25 protein-coding genes are annotated in these 25,665 nt (G+C 66.2%); 19 read left to right on the forward strand and 6 right to left on the reverse strand.

Annotated elements, in window-relative coordinates:
• Positions 1–30: 30 nt before the first annotated feature.
• Genes mnmC2 through GEU84_RS16590 form a run of 3 tightly spaced genes read left to right on the forward strand, consistent with a single transcriptional unit; the run spans position 31 to position 2,496 of the window.
• Positions 31–744 (forward strand): tRNA (5-methylaminomethyl-2-thiouridine)(34)-methyltransferase MnmC2, encoded by a 714-nt coding sequence (gene mnmC2, locus GEU84_RS16580; protein ID WP_152828154.1) that lies wholly within the window; start codon positions 31–33, stop codon positions 742–744.
• Between the two features lies 1 nt (position 745).
• The gene (locus GEU84_RS16585) at positions 746–1,627 is read left to right on the forward strand and encodes a DMT family transporter (protein ID WP_152828156.1); all 882 of its coding nucleotides are present in this window, start codon (positions 746–748) and stop codon (positions 1,625–1,627) included.
• On the forward strand, positions 1,624–2,496 hold the full coding sequence (locus tag GEU84_RS16590; RefSeq protein ID WP_152828158.1) for a DMT family transporter: 873 nt from the start codon (positions 1,624–1,626) through the stop codon (positions 2,494–2,496). Before GEU84_RS16585 ends, GEU84_RS16590 begins: the two co-directional genes overlap by 4 nt.
• A gap of 103 nt (positions 2,497–2,599) precedes the next feature.
• On the opposite strand, the gene GEU84_RS16595 is transcribed toward GEU84_RS16590, so the two are convergent.
• Entirely contained in the window at positions 2,600–4,588 is a 1,989-nt protein-coding gene (locus GEU84_RS16595; protein ID WP_420899286.1) for a lytic transglycosylase domain-containing protein, read from the reverse strand.
• A 177-nt stretch (positions 4,589–4,765) separates the two neighbouring features.
• Here GEU84_RS16595 and dapA point away from each other — a divergent pair, with 177 nt between their 5' ends.
• The 5 genes from dapA to GEU84_RS16620 all read left to right on the forward strand — a co-directional run bounded on the left by dapA (position 4,766) and on the right by GEU84_RS16620 (position 9,236).
• Positions 4,766–5,641 (forward strand): 4-hydroxy-tetrahydrodipicolinate synthase, encoded by an 876-nt coding sequence (dapA, locus tag GEU84_RS16600; protein WP_152828162.1) that lies wholly within the window; start codon positions 4,766–4,768, stop codon positions 5,639–5,641.
• Positions 5,642–5,713: 72 nt separating this feature from the next.
• The gene (locus tag GEU84_RS16605; protein WP_152828164.1) at positions 5,714–6,580 is read left to right on the forward strand and encodes a DMT family transporter; all 867 of its coding nucleotides are present in this window, start codon (positions 5,714–5,716) and stop codon (positions 6,578–6,580) included.
• 41 nt (positions 6,581–6,621) lie between these two features.
• Positions 6,622–7,098, forward strand: a complete 477-nt coding sequence (gene smpB, locus GEU84_RS16610) for an SsrA-binding protein SmpB (RefSeq protein WP_152828166.1) — start codon at positions 6,622–6,624, stop codon at positions 7,096–7,098.
• 91 nt (positions 7,099–7,189) lie between these two features.
• The gene (sseA, locus tag GEU84_RS16615) at positions 7,190–8,050 is read left to right on the forward strand and encodes a 3-mercaptopyruvate sulfurtransferase (RefSeq protein ID WP_152828169.1); all 861 of its coding nucleotides are present in this window, start codon (positions 7,190–7,192) and stop codon (positions 8,048–8,050) included.
• 4 nt (positions 8,051–8,054) lie between these two features.
• Complete coding sequence (locus GEU84_RS16620) at positions 8,055–9,236, forward strand: amino acid aminotransferase (protein WP_152828171.1); 1,182 nt, start codon at positions 8,055–8,057, stop codon at positions 9,234–9,236.
• A gap of 195 nt (positions 9,237–9,431) precedes the next feature.
• Here GEU84_RS16620 and GEU84_RS16625 read toward each other — a convergent pair whose 3' ends face one another.
• Positions 9,432–10,946, reverse strand: a complete 1,515-nt coding sequence (locus tag GEU84_RS16625) for an ammonium transporter (RefSeq protein ID WP_217438601.1) — start codon at positions 10,944–10,946, stop codon at positions 9,432–9,434.
• 27 nt (positions 10,947–10,973) lie between these two features.
• Positions 10,974–11,312, reverse strand: coding sequence for a P-II family nitrogen regulator (locus GEU84_RS16630; protein WP_174539936.1), 339 nt, complete (start codon positions 11,310–11,312; stop codon positions 10,974–10,976).
• A gap of 265 nt (positions 11,313–11,577) precedes the next feature.
• On the opposite strand from GEU84_RS16630, the gene GEU84_RS16635 reads away from it, so the two are divergent.
• On the forward strand, positions 11,578–13,764 hold the full coding sequence (locus GEU84_RS16635) for a transglycosylase domain-containing protein (RefSeq protein ID WP_152828173.1): 2,187 nt from the start codon (positions 11,578–11,580) through the stop codon (positions 13,762–13,764).
• A gap of 116 nt (positions 13,765–13,880) precedes the next feature.
• On the opposite strand, the gene GEU84_RS16640 is transcribed toward GEU84_RS16635, so the two are convergent.
• Positions 13,881–14,501: an MlaC/ttg2D family ABC transporter substrate-binding protein gene (locus GEU84_RS16640; RefSeq protein ID WP_152828175.1), complete on the reverse strand. Its 621-nt coding sequence runs from the start codon at positions 14,499–14,501 to the stop codon at positions 13,881–13,883.
• On the reverse strand, positions 14,491–15,228 hold the full coding sequence (locus GEU84_RS16645) for an MlaA family lipoprotein (RefSeq protein ID WP_152828177.1): 738 nt from the start codon (positions 15,226–15,228) through the stop codon (positions 14,491–14,493). The genes GEU84_RS16640 and GEU84_RS16645 overlap by 11 nt, the downstream gene beginning before the upstream one ends.
• Positions 15,229–15,475: 247 nt before the next feature.
• On the opposite strand from GEU84_RS16645, the gene GEU84_RS16650 reads away from it, so the two are divergent.
• The 7 genes from GEU84_RS16650 to GEU84_RS16680 all read left to right on the forward strand — a co-directional run bounded on the left by GEU84_RS16650 (position 15,476) and on the right by GEU84_RS16680 (position 22,231).
• The gene (locus GEU84_RS16650) at positions 15,476–17,212 is read left to right on the forward strand and encodes a type I secretion system permease/ATPase (protein ID WP_152828179.1); all 1,737 of its coding nucleotides are present in this window, start codon (positions 15,476–15,478) and stop codon (positions 17,210–17,212) included.
• Positions 17,209–18,513: an HlyD family type I secretion periplasmic adaptor subunit gene (locus tag GEU84_RS16655; RefSeq protein WP_152828181.1), complete on the forward strand. Its 1,305-nt coding sequence runs from the start codon at positions 17,209–17,211 to the stop codon at positions 18,511–18,513. Before GEU84_RS16650 ends, GEU84_RS16655 begins: the two co-directional genes overlap by 4 nt.
• 181 nt (positions 18,514–18,694) lie before the next feature.
• The gene (locus GEU84_RS16660) at positions 18,695–19,156 is read left to right on the forward strand and encodes a RidA family protein (protein ID WP_152828183.1); all 462 of its coding nucleotides are present in this window, start codon (positions 18,695–18,697) and stop codon (positions 19,154–19,156) included.
• Position 19,157: 1 nt separating this feature from the next.
• Positions 19,158–19,928, forward strand: a complete 771-nt coding sequence (locus GEU84_RS16665; RefSeq protein ID WP_152828185.1) for a glycerophosphodiester phosphodiesterase family protein — start codon at positions 19,158–19,160, stop codon at positions 19,926–19,928.
• A 130-nt stretch (positions 19,929–20,058) separates the two neighbouring features.
• Positions 20,059–21,231, forward strand: a complete 1,173-nt coding sequence (locus tag GEU84_RS16670; RefSeq protein WP_152828188.1) for a GNAT family N-acetyltransferase — start codon at positions 20,059–20,061, stop codon at positions 21,229–21,231.
• A gap of 90 nt (positions 21,232–21,321) precedes the next feature.
• Positions 21,322–21,930: a glutathione S-transferase family protein gene (locus GEU84_RS16675; RefSeq protein WP_152828190.1), complete on the forward strand. Its 609-nt coding sequence runs from the start codon at positions 21,322–21,324 to the stop codon at positions 21,928–21,930.
• A gap of 4 nt (positions 21,931–21,934) precedes the next feature.
• Positions 21,935–22,231, forward strand: coding sequence for a 4a-hydroxytetrahydrobiopterin dehydratase (locus GEU84_RS16680; RefSeq protein WP_174539937.1), 297 nt, complete (start codon positions 21,935–21,937; stop codon positions 22,229–22,231).
• Between the two features lie 207 nt (positions 22,232–22,438).
• Here GEU84_RS16680 and GEU84_RS16685 read toward each other — a convergent pair whose 3' ends face one another.
• Positions 22,439–22,927 (reverse strand): peroxiredoxin, encoded by a 489-nt coding sequence (locus tag GEU84_RS16685; RefSeq protein ID WP_152828192.1) that lies wholly within the window; start codon positions 22,925–22,927, stop codon positions 22,439–22,441.
• A 179-nt stretch (positions 22,928–23,106) separates the two neighbouring features.
• On the opposite strand from GEU84_RS16685, the gene GEU84_RS16690 reads away from it, so the two are divergent.
• Genes GEU84_RS16690 through GEU84_RS16700 form a run of 3 tightly spaced genes read left to right on the forward strand, consistent with a single transcriptional unit; the run spans position 23,107 to position 25,546 of the window.
• Positions 23,107–24,312, forward strand: a complete 1,206-nt coding sequence (locus GEU84_RS16690) for an NAD(P)/FAD-dependent oxidoreductase (protein WP_152828193.1) — start codon at positions 23,107–23,109, stop codon at positions 24,310–24,312.
• A complete protein-coding gene (gene rsmD, locus GEU84_RS16695; RefSeq protein WP_152828195.1) occupies positions 24,312–24,896 on the forward strand; it encodes a 16S rRNA (guanine(966)-N(2))-methyltransferase RsmD in 585 nt (194 codons plus the stop codon). Before GEU84_RS16690 ends, rsmD begins: the two co-directional genes overlap by 1 nt.
• Complete coding sequence (locus tag GEU84_RS16700) at positions 24,893–25,546, forward strand: HAD family hydrolase (protein ID WP_152828197.1); 654 nt, start codon at positions 24,893–24,895, stop codon at positions 25,544–25,546. The genes rsmD and GEU84_RS16700 overlap by 4 nt, the downstream gene beginning before the upstream one ends.
• Positions 25,547–25,665 lie beyond the last annotated feature (119 nt).

A 25,665-nucleotide genomic window follows, 5' to 3' on the forward strand; every position in this document is an offset into this window, starting at 1 on the left:
ACCCAAGGCCCAACCCGAGGCTTACGCGAAATGCCCGACCCCGGCCAGCCCGCCCCCCCTGCCCCCTTATCAGCCGTTCTTCAGCCCGCCGATCTGGATTGGCGCGATGGCGTCATTCCCGTCTCCACCCGGTTCGACGACCCCTATTTCTCGATAGCCAACGGGCTGGAGGAAACCCGCCACGTCTTCCTGCTTGGCAACGGCCTGCCCGCGCGTTTCCGCCCCGGTTTCCACATCGCCGAACTGGGGTTCGGCACCGGGCTGAACATGCTGGCGGCCCTGCTGGCGTGGCGGGCCGCGGGCATTCCCGGCCCACTGCGCTACACCTCGTTCGAGGCCTATCCGATGACCGCGCCCGACATCGCCCGCGCCCTGCAGGCCTTCCCCGAGGCCAGTGCCATCGCGGCCCCCTTCCTTGCGCAATGGGCGCAGGGCAACACGACCCTCACCTTCGACGGGATCGACGCGGAAATCATCACCGGTGACGCCCGCGCCACCCTGCCCGCCTGGGGCGGCAAGGCCGATGCCTGGTTCCTTGACGGCTTTTCCCCCGCCAAGAACCCCGAACTGTGGTCCGACACGCTGATGCAGGCGGTTGCCGCCCATACCGCGCCGCAGGGCACTTTCGCCACCTATACCGCCGCCGGCCATGTCCGCCGGGCCTTGCAGGCGGCGGGCTTTCAGGTAGAGCGTAGGCCCGGCCATGGCAGCAAACGCCACATGACGGCCGGATGGATCGCCTGAGATGCCGATACAGAACAACCGCCTCGGCATCGCGCTGATGATCGCCACCGTGCTGGCCTATACCGTGCAGGATGGTTTCACCCGCCACCTTGCGGGCGAATACAATGTGCTGATGGTGGTGATGATCCGCTACTGGTTCTTCGCCGCCTTCGTGCTGCTGCTGGCCTCGCGCCGGCCCGAGGGGTTCCGCGCCGCCGTCACCACGCGCCGCCCGCTGCTGCACCTGTCGCGTTCGCTGCTGCACACGGGCGAGATCTGCGTGATCGTCGCCAGTTTCACCCTGATCGGGCTGATCAACACGCATGCGGTTTTCGCCGTCTGCCCGCTGATCATCGCCGCCCTGTCCGGCCCCGTGCTGCGCGAAAAGGTGGGGCTGGCCCGCTGGATCGCCATTGCCGTGGGCTTTGCGGGGATCATGGTGATCCTGCAACCGGGGTCCGATCTCTTCAACCTGCTGTCGATCCTGCCGCTGGCCTCTGCCGCCATGTTCGCGCTTTACAGCCTGCTGACCCGGCTGGCCACGCAGGCGGAACCCGGCTTCATCGCGTTCTTCTGGTCGGGCATCCTCGGCGCCGTGCTGATGACGCTGGCCGGGGCGTGGTTCTGGGAACCGATGACGGCGCAGGACTGGGGCTGGACGGCGCTGAACGGCGGCCTTGCCATCCTGTCGAACTGGCTGATGATCCGCTGCTATGCCGTGGCCGAGGCAAGTGCCGTGCAGCCCTTCGCCTATCTGCAACTGGTGTTCATCGCCATCATGGGCACGCTGGTGTTCGATGAAACGCTGACCACGGCCACCGTCATCGGTGCGGCGATCGTCACAGGGGCGGGGCTGTTCACCCTGCTGGCCACCCGCCGCAAACCCGCAGAGATCGCGGTATGACCGAACAGAACACCCGCCTCGGCATCGGGCTGATGGTTGTCACCACGCTGATCTTCGCCTTGCAGGATGGCATCTCGCGCCATCTGGCGGGCGAATACAACGTGATGATGGTGGTGATGATCCGCTACTGGTTCTTCGCCGCCTTTGTCATCGCCATCGCCGCGCGCACGGCGGGCGGGCTCCGCGCCGCCGTGAAGTCGCGCTTTCCCTGGCTGCAAACCGCGCGCGGCCTGCTGCTGGCGTTTGAGGTCTGCGTGATGGTGCTGGGTTTCGTGAACCTGGGGCTGGTGGAAAGCCACGCCGTGTTCACCTGCTATCCGCTGCTGGTCGCGGCCCTCTCCGGCCCTGTGCTGGGCGAAAAGGTGGGCTGGCGGCGCTGGACGGCCATCGGCATCGGCTTTGTCGGCGTGCTGATCATCCTGCAACCGGGGGTCAAGGTGTTCTCGCCCTGGGCGCTGGTGCCGCTGCTGGCGGCTTTCATGTTCGCGCTTTACGGCCTTCTGACCCGCTATGTCGCGCGCGGCGATGCCGCCGCTGTCAGCTTCTTCTGGACCGGCACGGTGGGCGCGGTCGCCATGACCGCCACCGGCCTGTGGTTCTGGGAACCGATGACGGCCCCCGACTGGGGCTGGATGGCGGCACTGTGCTGCACCGCCTGTCTTGGCCACTGGTGCCTGATCCGGTCGTATGAGGTGGCCGAGGCCAGCGCCGTGCAACCCTTCGCCTACCTGCAACTGGTCTTTGCCAGCGCGCTTGGCATCACCGTGTTCGGCGAGGCGCTGGAAACCAATGTAGCTATCGGCGCAGGCGTGGTGGTCTGCGCGGGCCTGTTCACGCTGTGGCGGCAGAGGGTCAAGGCGAAGGGCTGAAATACCCCTTCCCCCACATTTTCTGTCTGCAAATATCCCGGGGTCCGGGGCAGAGCCCCGGTGGCCTTCCAAGAGCGCCAGCATCGGCGTGGTGACGCCCCGCCTAGCCCTTCAATTCATCCGTGATGCGCACCGGCCCGGCCCGGCCCGCCAGTTTCGCGCGGTAGATCACCAGCGATTCCGCCACCCGCATCACATAGGTGCGGGTTTCGGCAAAGGGGATGGTTTCCACCCAGTCCACCACATCGACATCGGCCCGGCGCGGGTCGCCGAATTCGGTGATCCAGTTGCGCGGCCGCCCCGGCCCGGCGTTGTAGCCCGAGGCCACCAGCGCGATCGACGGGCCGAATTCCTCGACCAGCTGCGCCAGATAGGCTGTGCCCATCCGCACGTTATAGCCGGGGTCCGAGGTCAGCTTGCTGGCCACATAATCGGTGCCCACCCGTGTCGCCATCATCTGCGCGGTGCCCGGCATCACCTGCATCAGCCCGCGCGCACCGGCGGGGCTGACCACCACGGGGTTGAACTCGCTTTCCCGCCGCGCGATGGCCAGTGCCAATGCGCGCGTGACCGGAAGGCCATCCTCGGGCACCAGACCCGTGACCGGGAAATAGGCGCGCGGCAGGATCACCCCGCGTTCCGCCCCCTGCTTGCCCAAGAGCACAGCCACATGCGGCTCGTCCATGGCCAGCACCAGATCGGCCAGCTGGTCCAGCTCCGGCCCGGTCAGCCCCTCGGCCAGATGCAGGATGAACCGTTTCGCCTGATCCGCATCGCCCGCCCGCAGCAGCAGCCGCGCCGCTGCCAGCACCGAGGAATTGGCAAAGCCGGCGGTGCGCCAGTCTGCGGGCCGCTCTTCTGACAACAGCCGGATATCAAGGGTCTGCCCCAGCTTTTCCGCCGCCAGCAGGCCGTAATAGGCCGTCTGGTGCATTGCCGCCTCTTCATAGGCGGCGCGGGCGGCATCTGGCTTGGCCATCGCCTCCAGTGCGCGGCCCTCCCAGTAGAACGCGCGCGACAGGCTGATCGCCGTGCCGACCCCCGTGGCCAGATAGCGGAAATGCGCCAGCGCGGTTTCGGGCTGGTTTAGATGGCGCAGGGCGATGAAACCCGACAGGAACTCCAGATCGGCAAAATCGCCACCCGATGTCACCCAATGCCGCGAGGCCACCTTGTAGGCCAGTTCGGCCTGCCCCCGCTCCAGCAGCCAGCGGGTCACGCGGGCGCGGCGCGGGGCCCATTCGCCCGGGTCGCCCAAGGCGGCCGGATTGGTGCTGCGCTCCAGTATCAGGGCCGCCGCATCCTCCATCCGGCCCTTGCGCACGCGCCAGACGAACCGCTCATAGGCCAGCCCCGGATCACCGGCCAGCGCGGGGGGCACGGCGGCGACCAGCGCATCGACCCCGTTGCTTTCTGCCCGCAGCGCCATGCGCGCGGCGGCCAGCGCCTGCCAGCCCGGGCTGACGCGCGCCAGCATGCGCCGCGCCTCGGCCTCGCGGCCTTCGCCGTCCCACAGCAGATGGTCCAGCCGCGCCTCGTGCATGCGCGCCAGCGCCTGCGGCTGAAAGGCCAGCAGGCGCGCCTCATCCTCGGCGGTGAAGGGCAGGGCAAGCCAGGCGCGCTGCGCCTCGGTCCGGGCATCGGCATCTCGCCCTGCAGCGGCCAGCGCCTGCACCAGCGCGATCGAGCCTTCGGCTGTCGCCGGGTGGCGCCTGCCGAAATAGCCGATGATCCGCGCGGGGGTGTTCGACCGCGCCACCGCCTCTTCGCCCCTCTGGCGCAGCAGGGGCAGGCCCGGCCAGTCGCCACGGCGCGCAAGAAACGCCTCATACTCCCCCAGCAGCCCCTGCCCCGCGCGCAGCCGGTGCCATTCCACGATGTCACGGCCCAGTGGCCCGGCACCGGCGGCGGCGGCCTGCGCCCCTTGCCAGTCGCGCGCCGCAACCCGGGCCAGCGCGCTGCGCAGCGCGGCGGTTTCATCGGCGCGGGCGGGCACGACAGGGGCCAACAGCAGCAGCGCAACCGCCAGAACGGTTGTCAGCCGCATTAGGCGCAGGCAGGTGCGGTGCAGGGTCTGGATCACATTTTGCATAGCCCGATTCTGCCCCAGCCTACGCCGCACCGCAACACACAAGCGCGCCAGCCGGCGGAAAGGCCGCATCCGGCGGCGCAGGCGGCAGCGATGCTTGGCAAGCCCCGCAGGGGGCGCTAGGAAGGCCTCTGTTTGCAACAGGGCGACTCAGCGCCCAGAGCCATGGAGAAGCGTGTCATGATCAAAGGGTCCATTCCCGCCCTCGTGACGCCGTTCAAGGACGGCGCACTGGATCTGGACACGCTGAAGAAGCTGGTCGAATGGCATGTGGCCGAAGGATCGGCGGGGCTGGTACCGGTGGGAACCACGGGCGAAAGCCCGACCCTGAGCCATGAAGAGCATGAGACGGTGATCGAGGAGGTGGTGAAAGCCGCTGCAGGCCGCATTCCGGTGATCGCCGGGGCCGGTTCGAACAACACCGCCGAGGGTATCCGCCTGATCCGCCACGCCGAAGCCGTGGGTGCCGATGCGGCGCTGGTGGTGACGCCCTATTATAACAAGCCCACACAGGCGGGGCTGATTGCACATTACACCGCGCTGCATGATTGCTGCAACCTGCCGATCATCATCTACAACATCCCGGGCCGTTCGGTGGTGGACATGTCACCCGAGACCATGGGCCAGTTGGCGAAACTGCCGCGCATCGTGGGGGTGAAGGACGCCACCGGCAAGATCGAGCGGGTCAGCCAGCAGCGCCATACCTGCGGGCCGGATTTCATCCAGCTGTCGGGCGAGGATGCCACGGCGCTGGGGTTCAACGCGCATGGCGGCACGGGCTGCATTTCCGTCACCGCCAATGTGGCCCCGCGCCTGTGCGCCGCGTTCCAGAACGCCACGCTTGCGGGCGACTATGCGCTGGCGCTGGAGTATCAGGACCGGCTGATGCCGCTGCACGAGGCGATCTTCATCGAGCCGGGGCTGGCGGGGGCGAAATACGGCCTGTCGCAACTGGGCCTGTGTTCGCCCGAAGTGCGCCTGCCGCTGGTCGGCCTGACCGACGGCACCAAGGCACGCATCGACGCGGCCATGCGCCATGCCGGCCTGGTGAACTGAACGCCCAAAGCCCGCACGGGCCTTTTCGCTGCAACATCATCGGAAAGGCCCGATATCCGGGAAAGGCGGCACATGGACAATCTGCGCGGTAGCCTTTTCATGGTGGCGGCGATGCTGGGCTTCGCCATCGAGGACATGCTGCTGAAGCGTGTCGCAGGGTCCGGCATGCCGGTGGGGCAGATCCTCATCATCTTTGGCGCGGGCGGGATGCTGCTGTTCATGGCGCTGACCCGCGCACAGGGGCAGCGCATCTGGCACCCGGCGGTGGTGCAGCCCCGGATGCTGCTGAAAGCGGCGTTCGAGGTGATGGGGCGGCTGTTCTACACCCTCGCGCTGGCCTTTACTGCGCTGTCCAGCGCCAGCGCGATCCTGCAAGCCACACCGCTGGTCGTGGTGGCCGGGGCCGCGCTGATATTCGGCGAAAAGGTGGGCTGGCGGCGCTGGTCGGCGATCCTGATCGGGCTGCTGGGGGTGCTGGTGATCCTGCGTCCGGGGCTGGAGGGGTTTACCATGGCATCGCTGCTGGCGGTGGCCGGGCTGATCGGCTTTGCGGGCCGCGATCTGGCGACGCGGGCCGCGCCCAAGGTGCTGAGCAATTTCCAGTTGGGCATCTACGGCTTTGCCGCGATGGTGCCGACCGGGGCCGGGTTGCTGCTGTGGCAGGGCGGTGCGGTGGCGGTTGACATGGCGCGGGGCGGGCAACTGGCGGCGGCCACGGTCATCGGAGTAGCCGCCTATTGGGCGCTGACCGTGGCGATGCGCACGGGCGAGGTCAGCGTGGTCACGCCGTTCCGCTATACCCGGCTGGTGTTCGCGCTGATCCTGGGCGCGGTGGTATTCGCCGAACGCCCCGATGCGATGACGCTGCTGGGCTCGGCCATCGTGGTGGCGGCGGGCATCTATACCCTCTTGCGGTCACGCCGCGCCGCCCGCCTCTGACACTGGACTTTGCCCGCCCCCACCCTTATCTGACACCGATCATGGTTGAAAAATCCGATCCCAATTCGAAACTCATCGCCGAAAACCGCCGCGCGCGCTTCGATTACCACATCGAGGATGACATTGAGGCCGGCATCATGCTGTTCGGGTCCGAGGTGAAATCGCTGCGCATCGGCGGGTCGAACATCGCCGAAAGCTATGCAAGCGTCGAGGGTGGCGAATTGTGGCTGATCAACGGCTATGTCGCCCCCTATACCCGCGCCAAGACCTTTCCGCATGAGGAACGCCGCCGCCGCAAGCTGCTGGTCAGCCGCAAGGAACTGTCGCGCCTCTGGAACGCCACCGCGCGCGAGGGCATGACCATCGTGCCGCTGAAGATGTATTTCAACGACCGTGGCATCGTGAAGATCAAGCTGGGCATCGCCAAGGGCAAGAACAAGGCCGACAAGCGCGAGACCGAGGCCAAGCGCGACTGGAACCGCGAAAAGGGCCGCCTTCTGAAGCAGAACGCGCAATAATCTTTCGGCTGTGATGGCCGCGACGCCCTGCGGTCTTGCCTGTAACGCGGCGCGCGATTAAGCCGAAGCAAACGCCGCGAGGAGCCGGGCCATGACCTCCGCATTCACCGACGATCCGAAAACGCTGGTCTCGACCGGCTGGCTGGCCGCGCATCTGCGCGACCCCGATCTGCGGGTGCTGGATGCCTCGTGGTATCTGCCCGCCGCCGGGCGCGATGCAAAGGCCGAATATGCCACGGCACATATCCCCGGCGCGCGGTTCTTCGACATCGACGAGATTTCCGATCACCGTTCCACCCTGCCCCACATGGCCCCGCCGCCCGAAAAATTCATCAGCCGGATGCGGGCGATGGGCGTGGGCGACGGGCATCAGGTGGTGGTGTATGACGGGTCGGGGCTTTTTTCCGCAGCCCGGGTGTGGTGGACCTTCCGGCTGATGGGCAAGCTGGATGTGGCCGTGCTGGACGGCGGTTTTCCGAAATGGCAGGCCGAGGGGCATCCGGTGGAGGATATGCCCCCCGTGCTGCGCGACCGCCACATCACCGTGCAGCGCCTGGCCGGGCTGGTGAAGGACGTGACGCAGGTGGCCCATGCCAGCAAGCTGGGCGAGGCCGAAATCATCGACGCCCGCCCTGCGGCCCGGTTCAGGGGCGAGGCGCCCGAACCCCGCGCGGGCCTGCGGTCCGGCCATATTCCGGGCGCGAGGAACGTGCCCTATGCCAGCCTGCTGCATGCCGACGGCACGATGAAGGCACCCGACGCGCTGCGCGCCGTATTTATTGAGGCCGGCGTGGATCTGGCGAAACCGGCCATCACCACCTGCGGGTCGGGCGTGTCGGCGGCGATCCTGTCGCTGGCGCTGGAGCGTATCGGCCACCGCAACCATGCGCTTTATGACGGGTCATGGGCCGAATGGGGCATGTATGACGATCTGAAGGTTGCAAAAGGATAAGACGATGCTGACCGAGCTCAAGGCGCAACCCGCCGACAAGATCCTGCAACTGATCCAGATGTTCAAGGATGACCCCCGCCCGGTGAAAATCGACCTGGGCGTGGGCGTCTACAAGGATGCCACCGGCCTGACCCCGGTGATGCGGGCGGTGAAGGCGGCGGAAAAGACGCTGTGGGAAACCCAGACTACCAAGACCTATACCGGGCTTGCGGGCGACCCGGCCTTCGCCACCGCCATGGCGGGGATGATACTGGCAGGGGCCGTGGCCGATGACCGCATCGCCGCCGTGGCGACGCCGGGCGGAACCGGGGCGATCCGGCAGGCGCTGGAACTGGTGCGCATGGCCGCACCGCAGGCGACCGTCTGGCTGTCGAACCCCACCTGGCCGAACCACCCGTCGATCATCCGCTATCTGGGCATTCCCATGCGCGAATACCGCTATTTCGACGCGGAATCCGGCGCGGTGGATTTTGACGGCATGATGGCCGATCTTGATGCGGTGAAGCCCGGCGATGTGGTGCTGCTGCACGGTTGCTGCCACAACCCCACCGGGGCCAACCTGAACATGGTGGAATGGGCGGCGGTGGCGGCCCTGCTGAACCGCCGGCACGCGGTGCCGCTGGTCGATCTGGCCTATCAGGGCTTCGGCGACGGGCTGGAGGAGGATGCAGCCCCCACCCGGCTGATCGCGCGGGAATGCCCCGAGGTGCTGATCGCGGCAAGCTGCTCGAAAAACTTCGGCATCTACCGCGAACGCACGGGCATTCTGATGACCATCGGCGATGCGGGGCTGCGGGCGGTGACGCAGGGCAACCTCGCCTTTCTGAACCGGCAGAATTACTCGTTCCCGCCCGACCATGGCGCGCGGCTGGTCACGATGATCCTTGAGAATGCTGCCCTGACCGCGCTGTGGAAATCCGAGCTGGAGGAGGTGCGGCTGAACATGCTGACCCTGCGGCAGGCGCTGGCCGATGCGCTGCGGGCCGAGACGGGATCGGACCGCTTCGGTTTCGTGGGCGCGCATCGGGGCATGTTCTCGCGCCTGGGTATCACGGCGGATCAGGTGGAACGGCTGAGGGTGGAACATGGCATCTACATGGTGGGCGACAGCCGCCTGAACATCGCGGGGCTGAACGCGCAGACCGTGCCGGTGCTGGCAAAAGCGGTGGCGCAGGTCATCCGCTGACACCCATCCGCTGCAATGGCAAAGCCCGGGCAGGTTTTGCCCGGGCTTTTTGCTGACCGGCGAGTTTCAAGACAACCGGCAACCCGCACAACAAACAGGCCCGGATGCCTGCGCATCCGGGCCCGAGTTTTGCACGGCGGGGGGAGGACCCGCCATGCTGCCGGGCCGGGGCAACACACCCGGCCCGGGCCGAGATCACATGTTGTAGGCGCGCTCGCCGTGTTCGGCCACGTCCAGGCCTTCGCGTTCCACGTCTTCCTTCACCCGCAGGCCCATCACGGCCTTGACCACCATGAACAGGATATACGAGCCGATACCCGAGAAGCAGACCGTGAACAGAACCGCTTTCAGCTGTGCCATGAACATGAAGCCGAAGTCATAGTCAGCCACCAGCAGCGAACCCGGCTGGGTCAGGTAGTCGGGGATGCCCGCACCACCCAGCGCCGGGTTGACCAGGATACCCGTGCCCAAGGCGCCGATGATGCCCGCAAGGCCGTGGATGCCGAACACGTCGAGGCTGTCGTCCAGTTTCAGCGCGTTCTTCACATAGCCCACGAAGAAGAAGCAGGCGACACCGGCAATCAGACCCAGCACGATGGAACCCATCGGCCCGGCGAAACCGGCGGCCGGAGTGACGGCAACCAGACCCGACACAACGCCCGACACCAGACCCAGCAGCGAGGGGTGGCCTTTCATCAGCCATTCCGCCAGCATCCAGGCCAGACCTGCCGCCGCGGTGGCGACAAAGGTGTTCACGATGGCCAGCGAGGCGATAGAGTTCGATTCAAGGTTGGACCCGGCGTTGAAGCCGAACCAGCCGACCCACAGCAGCGCCGCGCCGATCATCGTCATCACCAGCGAATGCGGTGCCATGGATTCCTTGCCATAGCCCACGCGCTTGCCCAGCATGATGCAACCCACCAGACCAGCCATACCGGCGTTGATGTGCACAACTGTGCCACCGGCAAAGTCCAGCGCGCCCCAGTTCCAGATCAGGCCATTGGCGGCCAGATTGGCGGCAGCCGCCTCGGCACCTGCCGCGTCACCCGCAGCTTCGGCAATCAGCAAGGCTGTCTGCTGTTCGGCCAGGAAGTCCGGGCCGCCCCACCACCAGACCATATGGGCCATCGGGAAGTAGATGAACGTCACCCAGAGGATCACGAACACCATCAACGAGCTGAATTTCATCCGCTCGGCAAAGGCGCCGACGATCAGCGCCGGGGTAATGCAGGCGAATGTCATCTGGAAGGCGATGAACGTGTATTCCGGCAGCCAGATGCCGTTGGTGAAGGTGGCAACCGTTGTGGTCGCATCGACGCCCGCGAGGAACATTTTCGACAGGCCACCCACATAGGTATCCATCGACCCGCCATAGCTGAACGCCAGCGAATAGCCGTATGTCACCCAGATCACGCAGACCAGGCAGACGATCATGAACACCTGGGTCAGCATCGACAGCATGTTCTTGGTGCGGCAGAGGCCGCCGTAGAACAGCGCAAGGCCCGGCACGGTCATCAGCAGCACCAACACGGTGGAGATGCTCATCCAGGCCACATCGCCCTTGTCCACGACCTTTTCATAGACATAGGGGGCCAGCGCCGCCGCTTCGGTCGTGGCCTCGGCCGTTGCTTCCTGCGCCCAGGCTGGCAAGCTGGCAAAAGCCGAGGCTCCCAGCGCCATCAGGCCAGAATATTTCAGCAATTTCATCATTTTCCCGGTTTCCCCTTCCCGTCCGCGTCAGAGCGCGTCGTCATTGATTTCGCCCGTGCGCACGCGGACAGCGTGTTCAACGTCGAGCACGAAGATCTTGCCGTCGCCGATCTTGTCGGTCTTGGCGGTGGTGCGGATGGTTTCGACCACCGGCTCGGCCAGACTGTCGCTGACCACGATCTCCAGCCGGACTTTCGGCACAAAGTTCACGGCATATTCGGCGCCGCGGTAGATTTCCGTATGGCCGGACTGCGAGCCGAAGCCCTTGATCTCGGTCACCATCATGCCGCGCACGCCGATGGTGGTCAGCGCCTCGCGGACCTCCTCCAGCTTGAACGGCTTGATTGCTGCAATGATGAGTTTCACATCGACCCCCTTCGTTTTGGCAGGCGGCCCGAGCTGGGGCCCACGCGGAACAGAAGGCGGCTTTCGGCGGCGCAGCACAAGAATTGGGCAGGTGGATTCCCGCCAATCCATCACTAAGTTGCACATTTTTTGCACTAGTTTTTGCTTTTGATGCTTTTTTAGGCTGATTGTGGACTCGAATCGGCCCACCACCCGCTCCACATTCGCGGCGCATCGCGCTACACTGCGGCAAAACAGGTCGCAGAAAACAGGCGGGCAGTCGGAAATGAACGGAACAGGCAAGGGGCGCGGGCCGCTGGTGGCGGATCGCCGTCACCGGGCACCGCAAAAGGGTGGTAACGGCACGGGCGGCCCCAAGGGCGGCAAGCCCGCGCCCCGCCGCGCGGCCCCCCGCAAACCCGCCCCCCGGCGCAACCCGGTGGCGGCGCTGTTCATCGGGCTGTTCCGCCTGATCTGGCGCATCATCTGGGGGGTTGGCTGGCGCATCGCCTTTGTGCTGGCGCTGGTGGTCGGGGCGTCCACGCTCTATTTCGCCATGCAGCTTCCCGCTGTCACCGACCTGCTTGACGGTCGCGCGCGCGGGTCTGTCACGCTGCTGGACCGCGACGGCAAGGTGTTTGCGTGGCGGGGAGAGACGTTCGGCGGGCAGATCACGTCTGATTCGGTATCGGAACACCTTCGCAACGCGGTGATCGCCACCGAAGACAAACGCTTTTACCGCCATCTGGGCATCAGCCCGCGCGGCATTGCATCTGCCGTTCGCATCAACCTGTCCGAGGGACGCGGCCCGCTGGAGGGCAACGGCGGCTCGACCATCACGCAGCAGGTGGCCAAGCTGCTGTGTCTGGGAGTTGCCTATGATGTGACCCAGTGGGAATCGGAGGCGGCCTATGAGGCCGACTGCCGGCAGGGCGGCATCTGGCGCAAGGTCAAGGAAGTGCCCTTCGCGCTGGCGATGGAGTTCAAGTATTCCAAGGCCGACATCCTGACGATCTATTTCAACCGCGCCTATCTGGGTGCGGGCGCGCGCGGTTTCGAGGCGGCGTCGCAGAGGTATTTCGGTAAATCCGCCAATGTGGTGGGCCCGGCCGAGGGGGCAATGCTGGCGGGCCTGCTGAAGGCGCCGTCCTATTACGCGCCCACCGGCAATCTGCAACGCGCGACTGACCGCGCGAATGTGATCGTCGGGCTGATGGAGGATCAGGGCTATCTGACCATGGCCGAGGCCGAACAGGCCCGCCGCAACCCGGCGCAACTGTCAGAAGCGGCGCAAAGCCGGTCGGGCGGGTTCTTTGCCGATTGGGTGATGGAACAGGGCCCGGCCTTTCTGACCAAGGAAACCACCGAGGATGTGATCATCCGCAGCACGCTGGACCAGCGGCTGCAACGCGCCGCCGAATCGGCGCTGGCCGATGTGTTCGCCACAAAGGTCAAGGAAGGCTCAAAGGCGCAAGCCGCCGTGGTGGTGATGTCGGCGGATGGCGCGGTGCGCGCCATGGTCGGCGGTCGCAACATCGAGGCGGCGGGTTCCTTCAACCGCGCCACGCAGGCGTTGCGGCAGACGGGATCGGCCTTCAAGCCCTTCATCTATGCCGCGGCGCTGGATGTGGGCTACAGCCCCGCCGATTTCGTGGATGACAGCCCGCTGACGCTGAACATCCCCGGCTCCGGCCCCTGGACGCCCTCGAATTACGACAAGAAATTCCGCGGCATCGTCACCTTGACCGATGCGCTGAAACAATCGCTGAACATCCCGGCGGTGAAAGTGTCCGAAGGCGTGGGCAGCGAACTGGTGCGCAAGGTGGCCACGGATTTCGGCATCGCCAATGATCTGGCTGCGGGGCCCGCGCTGGCGCTGGGGGCATCGGAATCAACGCTGATCGAGATGACGGGGGCCTATGCGGGCATCCTGAACGGCGGCTCGTCCGTGAAACCCTATGGTCTGGTGGAACTGAAGCTGCAAGGCGATGACACCCCGCTGATCGGGCAGGAGGGCGGCATCGGCGAGCGGGTGATTTCCGAAGAGGCGGCGCAACTGCTGACCTACATGATGATTCAGGTGATCGATTCCGGCACCGGCACCCGCGCGCAGCTTCCGGGGCGCGAGGCGGCGGGCAAGACCGGCACCACACAGGCCGCACGCGATGCGTGGTTCGTGGGGTTCACCGCCGATTATGTGGCGGGCGTCTGGATGGGCTATGACGACAACACCCCCCTGACCGGCGTGACCGGCGGCGGGTTGCCCGCGCAGATCTGGCAAGAGGTGATGATCCGCGTGCATGAGGGCCTGCCCGCCCGCCCGCTGCCCAAGATCGTGCCCGAACCGCGCCGCCCGCCGGTGGTGGAAAGCGCCCCGCAGCAAGACAGCCAGGATCCGCAACTGACCCGCCAGCGCGAGCGGGTGGACCCGGTGGAACAGATCCTGCGCGACGTGCTGGGTCTGGGTAACTGACCGCAGCCCGCTGCCCCGGACGCACCGGCAGAATGCAGAACGCCCCACAACTGCGGGGCGTTCGATTTGGCTGGCAGCGGTCAGGTGTTGCGGTCATTCCGCACGGCCTGGCCCTTTCAGGCGGTTTTCAGATCCGCGATCAGCGCGTTGATGTCGCCATTGCGGCGGTCCAGTAGCGCGCCAACCTCGGTGCGTTCGGACGCCAGCATGTTCACGCCCTCGATGATGATGTTGAAGAACAGATCCTTGCCGGATTTGTCCGCCACATGCCAGCGCAGGTCGAAAGGCGATTCGCCACGCAGATAGGCTACCGAGATAACCTCGAAATAGCTTTTCAGCGGGCGCGCATCCGTCACCTCGATCGTGCCGCCAATGAACTCGCGGAAGCGGCGGCCATATTTGCGGCTGATGTAGCCTTGATAGGCCTGCGTAAACTCGCGCATCTGGCCTGCGCTGGCCGAGCGCGCTGCCACGCCCAGCGCCGAACGGGCGATGGTCGGCACATCGGCATAGCGCGAAAAGATGCGTTCGAAATCGCCGAACATCGCCTGTTCCGACTTGCCGGAGCTGATCGTGGCATTCACCTCGCCGATGGCCTTGTTGACCAGCGCGCGGGCATCATCCACCGTCAGGGCCTGAGCCTGCCAAGGCATCGCCACGGCGGCGGCGGTCATGACAAGCCCGGTGCCAAAGGCGCGGCGGGTCATCACGGCGGGGAAGAACATGTCATTCGGCATAGGGATCCTCGTAGGGGTCAAGGAAAGCATCGTCGGCACCGCCGGTCTGGCCCAGTTCGAACCGCCGGTTCTGCAGATAGAGCAGGCGGGCCTGCGCATAGCTGTCCGCACTCTCATATAGGATCGAATCGACCGTATCGGAATAGCGGCTGCGATCACCAAGTGTTGAGGCCACCGAGGCCACGGTGCCCACATGGCTTTCAGGCGAAGGCAGCGCAAGGCGGACAGGGTTGGTCACGATGTCCACCACCGTGCCCGTGGCATCGCGCGCGGTTGACGGGCCAAAGCCCGGCAGTTCCACATAATTGCCCTCGCCCGCGCCCCAGACATGCAGCGTCTCGCCGAAATCGGTCTTGATGCCATTCAGCCCGATCAGTTTCGACGGGTCGAACAGTCCGCCAATGCCCACGGTCGAGTTGATGGCGAAACGCCACGTGTTCTGGATGGCGTGGTGCGGACGGCCCTGCAACAGGTTGTTCAGCACATCGCCCGGCAGGTCCAGGTTGTTGGCCACGTTTGACAGGCCGGTCTGCACCGGCTCGGGCACGACACCGCCATAGACGGTCGAGGCGGGCCGCAACAACGCGCGGTCAAGTCCGCGGTTGAACTCATGCACCTGGCGGTTCGTCACCTCGTTGGGGTCATTGATCCCCTCGGGTGCCGGGGCGGTGCAGCCGGCCAGCACAAGCGCGGTCACAGCGGCGCAGAGCAGGGGGGACGCATGCATTTTCGGGGCTTCCGCAAAAAACAATGGAAATTCCAAGGCCATCTTCCTACTGTCCGCTGAACTCAGCCGCTAACCATAGTCTTTTGAATTGGATGACAAGCCTTAAGCAGCCTTGAAGGTGAACACAACGGCCAAGCGTGGCAGGTGGGTGACGCAGGAAGAATCTTGCCGAAACGCCTCTGGTGCCGGAATGTCCACCCTGTCAGGACCATTGTTCAGGGCCATACACCGCAAGGAATACTGCAAGATGACAGCGATGGACTTCGCCAGAGGCCGATCAGAGCTTGCCGCCGCACGCCGGCTGTCACGCGGGCTGTTTCTGATTGTTTTCCTGTTCAGCATATTCGTGAACCTGCTGATGCTGACCGGCCCGCTTTACATGTTGCAAATCTATGACCGGGTGCTGGGCAGCCGGTCCGAGGAAACGCTGGTGGCGCTGTCGATCCTGGCGACCTTCATGTTTCTGTCCATGGGTGTGCTGGACCATGCCCGCAGCCGGATCATGGCGCGGGTGGGCGCGCGGTTTCAGGACAATCTCGACCGCCGGGTGTTCGAGGCCTCGGTGCGGCGTCTGGCGCTGGCGCCGGGCGACCAGGCCGCGATCGCGGCGCAGCGCGATCTGGAGGCGGTGCAGCGGCTGTGGTCGTCACCCGTTTTCATCGCATTGTTCGACATTCCCTGGACACCGCTTTTCGCGGCCGCGATCTTCGTGTTCCACCCCTATATGGGCTGGCTGGCCATCGTCGGCGGCGGGGTGCTGATCGTTGTCACGGTGCTGAACCAGATTGTCACGCAAAGCCCGATGCACCGCGCCAACGTCGCGGGCATCCAGGCCGAACGAATCGCCGAGAACCTGAAAAGCGAATCCGAGGTGGTGCAGGCGCTTGGCATGTCTGGCGCGGGCTTTACCCGCTGGCAAAAGGCGCGCGGGGCAGCACTGGAGGCCGCCATCAGCGCCGCCGACAAGACCGGCGTGTTTACCACACTGTCGCGCACCCTGCGCCTGTTCCTGCAATCGGCGATGCTGGGGCTTGGTGCCTGGCTGGTGCTTCAGGGCGAAATCAGCCCCGGCGCAATGATCGCAGGGTCCATCCTGATGGGCCGCGCGCTTGCCCCGGTGGAAATGGCCGTGGGCCAATGGGCCGTTGTGCAGCGCGCGCAGGAAGGCTGGAGCCGGCTGGCTGACCTGTTCACCCGCCAGCCTGCCGAACCACACCGCACCGAACTGCCCCGCCCCCGCGCGATCATCGAGGCGCAGAACCTGACACTGGTGCCCCCGGGCGAGTCGCAGGCCGTGCTGCGGGTGGTGAACTTCCGTCTTGAACCCGGGCAGGCGCTGGGGGTGATCGGGCCGTCAGGCTCTGGCAAATCCTCGCTGGCGCGGGCGCTCATCGGCGTGTGGCGGCCCGCAGGCGGCAAGGTCCGGCTGGATGGGGCCACGCTCGACCAGTATGATCCCGACACGCTGGGCAGCTATATCGGCTATCTGCCGCAGCGCGTGATGCTGTTCGAAGGCACGATTGCCGAAAACATCGCGCGCCTGCAAACGAACCCTGACGGCGCGAAAGTGGTGGAGGCCGCCAAGAAGGCCGCCGCGCATGACATGATCGTGAAACTGCCCGATGGCTATGACACCCGGGTGGCGGCGCTTGGCGGGCGGCTGTCGGGCGGGCAGATTCAGCGTATCGGGCTGGCGCGGGCCATGTATGGCGACCCGGTGGTTCTGGTGCTGGACGAGCCGAACTCCAACCTCGACAACGAAGGGTCGGTGGCGCTGAACCTCGCGATCCGCGCGATGAAGGATGCAGGCGGATCGGTCCTGATCATGGCGCACCGCCCCGCGGCCATCCAGGAATGCGACCTGTTGATGGTGCTGGAAGAAGGCACCCGCCGCGCCTTTGGCCCGCGCGACCAGGTGCTGCGCGACATGGTGAAAAACCATACAGAGATTGTGAAAAGTGCCGGCCCCGGAGGTGTAACATGACCAAACCAAACCGCAACTGGTCGGCCACCCGCCCCATTGTGAACGGCATGCTGATGCTGGTGCTTCTGGTCGGCGGTTTCGGCACATGGAGCCTGATGTCGCAGATCGCCGGGGCCATCGTCACCTCGGGCCAGATCGAGGTGGAACAGAACCGCCAGATCGTGCAGCACCCGGATGGCGGCGTGGTTGAATCCATCAGCGTGGCCGAAGGCGACACGGTTCAGGCCGGCGACCTGCTGCTCAGGCTTGACGGGGCGATGATGCGGTCGGAATACGCCATTGTCGAAGGCCAGCTTTTTGAGATTTCGGCACGGCGAGGGCGGCTGGAGGCCGAACTTTCCGACGCCGACGAGGTGGTGTTTTCCGACGAGCTGGTGGCCATTGCCAAAACCCGCCCCGATGTGGCCGAACTGATGGACGGCCAGTTGCGCCTGTTCGAATCGCGGCGCAACACGCTGGCGCAGCAGGTTGACCAGATGTCCAAACGGCGCGGCCAGATTGCCAGCCAGATCGAGGGCGTCGATGCGCAAAGTGCCGCCCTTGAGACGCAGCTGGAGCTGATACAGCAGGAACTGGACGACCAGCAAAGCCTGCTGGACCGGGGCCTTGCCCAAGCCAGCCGCGTGCTGGCCCTGCAACGCGAAGAGGCCCGGCTGCGGGGGACGGTGGGCGAACTGACCGCCAGCCGCGCCCAGGCCGAGGGCCGCATCACCGAAACCGACATCGAAATCCTGCGCCTCGGGTCCGGGCGGCGTGAAGAGGCGATCACCCAGCTGCGCGATTTCGGCTATCGCGAGCTGGAACTGGTGGAACGCCGCCGTGCGCTGGCCGAACGCATCGACCGGCTGGATATCCGCGCCCCCGTGTCGGGTATCGTGCTGGGCATGCAGGTGACGGCGCCGCGTTCGGTGCTGCGCCCTGCCGACCCGGTGCTGTATCTGATCCCGCAGGACCGCCCGCTGGTCATCGCCTCGCAGGTGCCGCCGATCCACATCGACCAGGTGCATCCCGGTCAGGCGGTGAAACTGGTGTTCTCGGCCTTTTCCGCGCGCACCACGCCCGAATTGAACGGCCGCGTGGCCGTGGTCTCCGCCGATGCGCTGACCGACCAGAGGTCGCAGATGTCGTATTACCGGGCCGAAATCGTGCTGGAACCCGGCGAGATCGAAAAGCTGGAGGGTCTGACACTGATCCCCGGCATGCCGGTGGAGGCCTTCATCCGCACCGAAGACCGCAGCCCGATGACCTATCTGATCAAACCCTTCACCGACTACTTCACCCGCGCCTTCCGCGAGACATGACCGGGGCCTGCCGTCTGTTGGCGGCGGGCCGATGCCATCGGCCTTCAGTCTGGCAGAGCCCCCCCTGCCCGCAGGATAACGAAACCCGCGCACCACGCCAGCATCCGCTTGCCGCCCCGCCGCACTGCGGCTAGCCTCCGCGCGAACAGCGCCTCCCGCGCCCAGCCAACGGAGCCTCCCCATGAACGCCATCGAAGCCCGCCTTGCCGAACTGGGTGTCACCCTGCCCGACGCCCCCGCCCCGGCGGCCAATTATGTGCCCTTCGTGATCACCGGCAATCTGGTGCATGTCTCCGGCCAGATCAGCCAGGGGCCGGACGGCATGATCAAGGGACGTCTGGGGGCCGACATGGATGTGGCAGCGGGGGCCGAGGCCGCCAAACGCTGCGCCATCAGCCTGCTGGCGCAGTTGCGCAAGGCCTGCGACGGCGATCTGACCCGGCTGGTGCGGGTGGTGAAACTGGTGGGTTTCGTCAATTCCACCGCCGACTTCACCGACCAGCCCAAGGTGATCAACGGCGCATCCGATTTCATGGTTGCCGCTTTGGGTGACGCGGGCCGCCATGCGCGCTCTGCCGTATCCGCCGCCAGCCTTCCTTTCGGCGTGGCCGTCGAAATCGAAGGCATCTTCGAGATCCGCTAAGATGCACGCCCCCCTTCCCCCCGTATTCCGCACCACGCCCGTGGCGCATCGCGCCCTGCATGACCGCTCCGCAGGACGCCCCGAAAACTCCCGCGCTGCCGTGCTGGCGGCGGTCGAGGCGGGCTATGCCATTGAAATCGACCTGCAACGCTCGGCCGACGGGCAGGCCATGGTGTTTCACGACTACGACCTGAACCGGCTGACCACAGCCACCGGCCCGCTGGCAATCCGCACCGCCGCCGAACTTGCCACGATCCGCCTGACCGATGCGCAGGATGGCATCCCCACCCTGCCTCAGATCCTCAGCGTCATCGCGGGCCGCGTGCCGCTGCTGATCGAGATCAAGGATCAGGATGGCGCGATGGGCCCCGATGTCGGCCCGCTGGAAAGCGCCACCGCACAGGCGCTGACCGGCTACGAAGGCCCCGTGGCCGTCATGTCCTTCAACCCGCACAGCATGGCCGCCATGGCCCGCCTTGCCCCCCATATCCCGCGCGGCCTGACCACCTCGGCCTTCGACCCCGCCGCCTGGGGCCCACTGCCTGCCCATGTCTGCGACCAGTTGCGCGACATCCCCGATTACGACCGCGTGGGGGCCAGCTTCATCAGCCACGAATGGGGCGACCTGGCCCGCCCCCGTGTGGCCGCCATGAAATCCGCCGGTGCCGCGATCCTGTGCTGGACGATCCGCTCCCCCACCGCCGAAGCCACCGCCCGGGCCATCGCCGACAACATCACCTTCGAACATTACGCCGCAGCGCTTCCGGCTTGACCCGGCGGCGTGTCACACCAGTTTTCCCCCTGACTCAGACATTCACCCATTTTCTGTCTCCAAATATCCACGGGGGGTCCGGGGGGCAGTCAGCCCCCCGGCTCTGCCCGCAAGACAGGCGCAGCCGCCCATGACCGCCCTCACCCTGACCGCCCACACCAGCCTCGCCGACATCCCGGCAGCCGAATGGGATGCCGTGGCCTGCCCCGAGGCCGCGTCAGGCCGCCCCATCGACCCCTTCACCACCCACCGTTTTCTGGCGGCGCTTGACCGCTCCGGCTCCACCGGCGCGGGCAGCGGCTGGCAACCCCGCCCGCTGACTGTCACCCAGGGGGGCCGCCTCATCGCCGCCGCCCCGCTTTATGCCAAGGGCCACAGCCAGGGCGAATACATCTTTGACCACAGCTGGGCCGATGCCTGGCAACGCGCCGGGGGCCGCTATTACCCCAAACTGCAAATCGCCGTCCCCTTCACCCCCGCCACCGGCCGCCGCCTGCTGACTGCCCCGGGGTTCGAGGATACGGGCAGCGCCGCGCTGATCGACGGCGCGGTGCAGATCGCCGCGCAGAACCGCCTGTCATCCCTGCACATCACCTTCTGCACGGCGGCTGAGGCGCAGGCGGGTGAAGACATGGGCCTTCTGCACCGCATCACCCAGCAGTTCCATTGGGAAAACCGGGGCTATGCCTGCTTCGCCGATTTTCTGGCCGACCTCAGTTCGCGCAAGCGCAAGACCATCCGCAAGGAACGCGAAACGGCGGCGGCATTCGGCGGCACGATCCGCTGCCTGACCGGCGACCAGATCGAGCCACAGCATTGGGATGCCTTCTGGCAGTTCTATCAGGACACCGGATCACGCAAATGGGGCACGCCCTACCTGACCCGGCGCGCCTTCCACGAATTCCACGCCACAATGCGCGACGACATCCTCTTGGTGCTGGCCGAACGCGACGGCAGGCCGGTGGCGGGCGCGCTGAATTTCATCGGGCGCGACACGCTGTTCGGCCGCTACTGGGGCTGCGTGGAAGATCACCCCTGCCTGCATTTCGAGCTGTGCTATTACCGCGCGATCGACTGGGCCATCACCCACGGCCTGCACCGGGTAGAGGCGGGCGCGCAGGGCGAACACAAGCTGGCGCGCGGCTATCTGCCGACCCCGGTGCATTCGCTGCACTGGATCGCCGACGCCGGTTTCCGCGAGGCCGTGGCGCAATACCTGCGCGCCGAACGCCGCGCGGTGGATGAAGAGATCGAGGTGCTGACCGCCTATGGCCCGTTCCGCCGCGTCCACACCGAAGATTGAGCGGACAGCGGCCCAGGCTGCCGCCGCGCAGGTCAGGACACAAGACAAACCGGCACCCCCCATGGCATGCTTTCCAAAACGGAGCTTTCGATGGAATCCCTGACACTGTATACCAACCCGCAGTCGCGCGGCCGCATTGCCCGCTGGATGCTGGAAGAGCTGGGCCAGCCCTATGACACGGTGATCCTGGGCTATGGCCCCGACATGCAGGCCGAAAGTTACCGCACGCTGAACCCGATGGCCAAGGTGCCCACCGTCACCCACGGCACCCGCACCATCACCGAATGCGCCGCCATCTGCACCTATCTGGCCGATGCCTTTCCCGAGGCCCGGCTGATGCCCGATGACCGCGCCGCCTTTTACCGCTGGATGTTCTATGCGGCAGGCCCGCTGGAGGCCGCCGTGACAAACAAGGCGCTGGGTGTCACCGTGCCGCCGGAAAAATCCGGCTTCGTGGGCTATGGCAGCTTTGACCGGGTGGTGGCCACGCTGGAACAGGCCGTCTCTGCCAGCCCCTATCTGGCGGGCGACACATTCTCGGCGGTCGATGTCTATGCCGGATCACAGATCGGCTGGGGCCTGCAATTCGGCACGCTGCCCGCCCTGCCCGGCTTCACCGCATATTGGGACCGGATCAAGACCCGCCCCGCGCTGGCCCGCGCCAATGCCGCCGATGACGCGCTGATCGCAAAAGGATAGAAACGTGCCCAAGACACCCGCACTTGACGACCGCAGCCTGCTGGCCCCGCTGCTGGCAAGCGGCTGGACGCTGGACGCCGACCGCGACGCGATCACCAGGGTTTTCACCTTCGGCAATTTCGTCGATGCCTTCGGCTTCATGACCCGCGCCGCGCTCTGGGCGGAAAAATGGGGCCACCACCCGGAATGGAGCAACGTTTACAAGACCGTGGCCGTCACCCTGACCACACATGACGCAGGCGGGCTGACCGAACTGGATGTGAAACTGGCCACGAAGATGGATGCGCTGGCCACGCCCTGACGCCCGCGCTTTCATCTTGGTCGAAACAGCCTCGCCGAAGGCCACCGGCACAGGCCATAGGCGCGGAAAGCCGAACAGCTTGCGCAACACCGGCCCAAAAATCCTTCGAAGGATTTTTCAAAAGTTTTCGAAAACTCTTGTCGGCACCACGCCCGCCAAGGCCGGGCCTTGGGCAGAAGGGGGCCAACCCGGCCCCCCCCCGGCGGTTCAGATCGCCGCCAGCATCGCCTCGCCGCCCGAAACTTCGCACACACCCGGGCTTTCTTCCAGATGCAGCACCGTCACCACGCCGTCTTGCGCCTGCAGCGCATAGCGCTTCGACCGCGCGAGCAACCCCACCGGCGGCGCGTCAAAGGCCAGACCCATCGCGCCGGTCATCTCGCTGGCGGCATCGGCCAGCATGGTGATGCCAGCCGCCGTGGCCCCGGTAGCCTCGCCCCAGGCCTTCATCACGAACGGGTCGTTCACCGATACGCAGATCACCTCATCCACACCCTTTGCGTCAAATCCCGCCTTGGTGCGGATGAAGCTGGGCACATGGGCCGAGGAACAGGTGGGTGTAAAGGCCCCCGGAACGGCAAAGATCACCACATTGCGGCCCTTCGCACGCTCGGTCAGGCTGACCTGCTGCGGCCCGTCGGCCCCCATCATCACCAGCGTCGCCTCGGGCAGTCTGTCGCCTACAGAAATCGTCATCCGGTCAGTCCTCGCGCGTTGCGTTTCCATTGGCCCAAGTTATAGGGTCCGCCGGTAGGACGGGCCAGTGCAAAGCAAGACGGGCCAGCGCAAGACAGGCCAGTGCAAGGCAAGACGGGCCAGCGCAAGGCAAGACAGGCCAGTGCAAGGCGGCCTGCACAAACGGGGGACAGGGCAAGATGACGCATATCGTGGTGATCGGGGCCGGGCAGGCCGGGGCGGCGCTGGTGGCAAAGCTGCGCAGCGCCGGTCACAGCGGCGCCATCACCCTGATCGGGGCAGAAACCGCCCCGCCCTACCAGCGCCCGCCTTTGTCCAAGGCCTATCTGATGGGCGAGATGGAGCAAGAGCGGCTTTACCTGCGCAATGCCGAATTCTATGCCGACAATTCCATCACCCTGCGGCTGGGTGCGCCCGTGACGGCGATTGACGCCGCGGCGAAAACCGTGACGTTTGGCGCGGATACGCTGGCCTATGACCAGCTTGCGCTGACGACAGGCTCGGTGCCGCGCCGCCTGCCTGCGGCCATCGGCGGCGATCTGGCGGGCATCTATACCGTGCGCGGTCTGGCCGATGTGGATGCCATGCGCGGCGAATGCGTGGCGGGCCGTCGCGTGGTGATCATCGGCGGCGGCTATATCGGGCTGGAGGCGGCGGCGGTCGCCTCGAAACTGGGCCTGCATGTGACCGTGGTGGAAATGGCCCCGCGCATCCTGCAACGCGTGGCGGCCCCCGAAACATCCGACTATTTCCGCGCCTTGCACATGGCGCATGGCGTGACGATCATCGAGGGGGTGGGCCTTGACCGCCTGCTGGGAGACGGGCGTGTGAACGCCGCGCGGCTGACCGACGGGCGCGAGCTGCCCTGCGATTTCGTCATCGCTGGCGTGGGCATCCTTCCTGCCACCGCGCTGGCGGAACTGGCGGGCGTCACGCTGGACAACGGCATTGCCACCGATGCCCATGGCCGCACGTCAGACCCGGCAATCTGGGCTGCGGGCGACTGCGCATCCTTCCCTTGGCGGGGTGGGCGGCTGCGGCTGGAATCGGTGCAGAACGCCATTGATCAGGCGGAAACGGTGGCCGAAAACATGCTGGGCGCGGGCAGGGATTATGTGCCGATGCCGTGGTTCTGGTCGGATCAATACGACACGAAACTGCAAATCGCCGGGCTGAACACCGGCTATGACCGCATCGTGACCCGGGGGCCCGAGGGCGAAAGCGTATCGTTCTGGTATTTCAGGGGCGACGCGCTGCTGGCCGTCGATGCGATGAACGATCCGCGCGCCTATATGGTGGGCAAGCGCCTGCTGGAAATGGGCCGGACGGTGGACCCGGCGGCCATCGCAGACCCCGCTACCGCGCTGAAATCCCTGCTGAAGTGATGCGGATCATCGGGGGCAGCCATCGCGGCACGCATCTGGCCCCGGTGGGTGCGGGCGATCCGGCCGCACATCTGCGCCCCACATCCGACCGGGTGCGCGAGGCGATCTTCAACCTGCTGATAAACGGCGGCTATGGCAACCCGATCAGCGGGGCGCGGGTGCTGGACCTTTTCGCAGGCACCGGCGCGCTGGGGCTGGAGGCGCTGAGCCGGGGTGCCGCCCATGCCACATTCGTCGATGACGGTGCCGCCGCCCGCGCCCTGCTGCGCCGCAATATCGAGATCCTGCGCCGCGCCACCGATACCGCGCTGGTCCGCGCCGATGCCACGCGCCTGCCGCCCTGTGCCGCCCCCTTCACGCTGGTGTTTCTTGACCCGCCCTATGGGCGCGCTCTGGGCGAGGCCGCGCTTGCCAGCGCCCGCGCGCAGGGCTGGCTGGCCCCCGATGCGATGGTAGTGTGGGAGGAATCGTCCCCGCCTGCCCCGCCTGCGGGCTTTGACCAACTCGACCAGCGCCGCTATGGCGATACCATCGTCACGATCCTGCGCGCGCCCGGCGACACCGCGCCCGGGGCCGCGCCATGATCCTGCCGCCGCGGGCCGTGATCTTTGACTGCGACGGCGTTCTGGTGGACAGTGAGCCGCCCACATTCGTGCTGTTGCAGGAAAACCTTGCGCAGCATGGCCTGCCGCTGACCCATGCGCAGATGGACGACCTGTTTCTGGGCGGCACGATGCGGGGCCTTTACGACAAGGCTTTGGCGCTGGGGGCTGAACTGCCCGCCACCTGGGTCGATGATTTCTATGCGCTGCTCTATGCCCGGCTGGCCAAGGGTGTTGCGCTGATCCCCGGCATTGAAACCGTGCTGGACGCGCTGGATGCCGCCCGCATCCCCTATGCCGTCGGATCAAACGGGTCGGATGAAAAGATGCGGATCTCGCTTGGTCAACACCCAGCCCTGCTGGCGCGGCTGCACGGCCGCCTGTTTTCCGGCCAGACGCTCGGCACGCCCAAACCCCACCCCGGCCTTTACCTGCATTGCGCCCGCGCGCTGCACGTCGGCCCGCAGGATTGTGTGGTGATCGAGGACAGCCCCACCGGGGCCAAGGCCGCCGCCAATGCCGGAATGCGTTGTTTCGGCTATGCGGCCACTGGCGACGGCGCGCGACTGGCGGCCGAAGGTGCGACGGTCTTTCATGACATGGCCCGTCTGCCCGCCCTGCTGGGCCTTTGACACCGGCATTGCGCCAGGCCACGGCGGCAGATCAACCCCGCGCCCGGCGCAAATGCCCTTCTGGCCCTCGCCCCGGCCATGGGTTAAAGCAGGCGCGCAACTTCGGCATAAGGGCAGCG

The sequence above is a fragment of the Fertoeibacter niger genome (assembly GCF_009380135.2).
Taxonomy (GTDB): domain Bacteria; phylum Pseudomonadota; class Alphaproteobacteria; order Rhodobacterales; family Rhodobacteraceae; genus Fertoeibacter; species Fertoeibacter niger.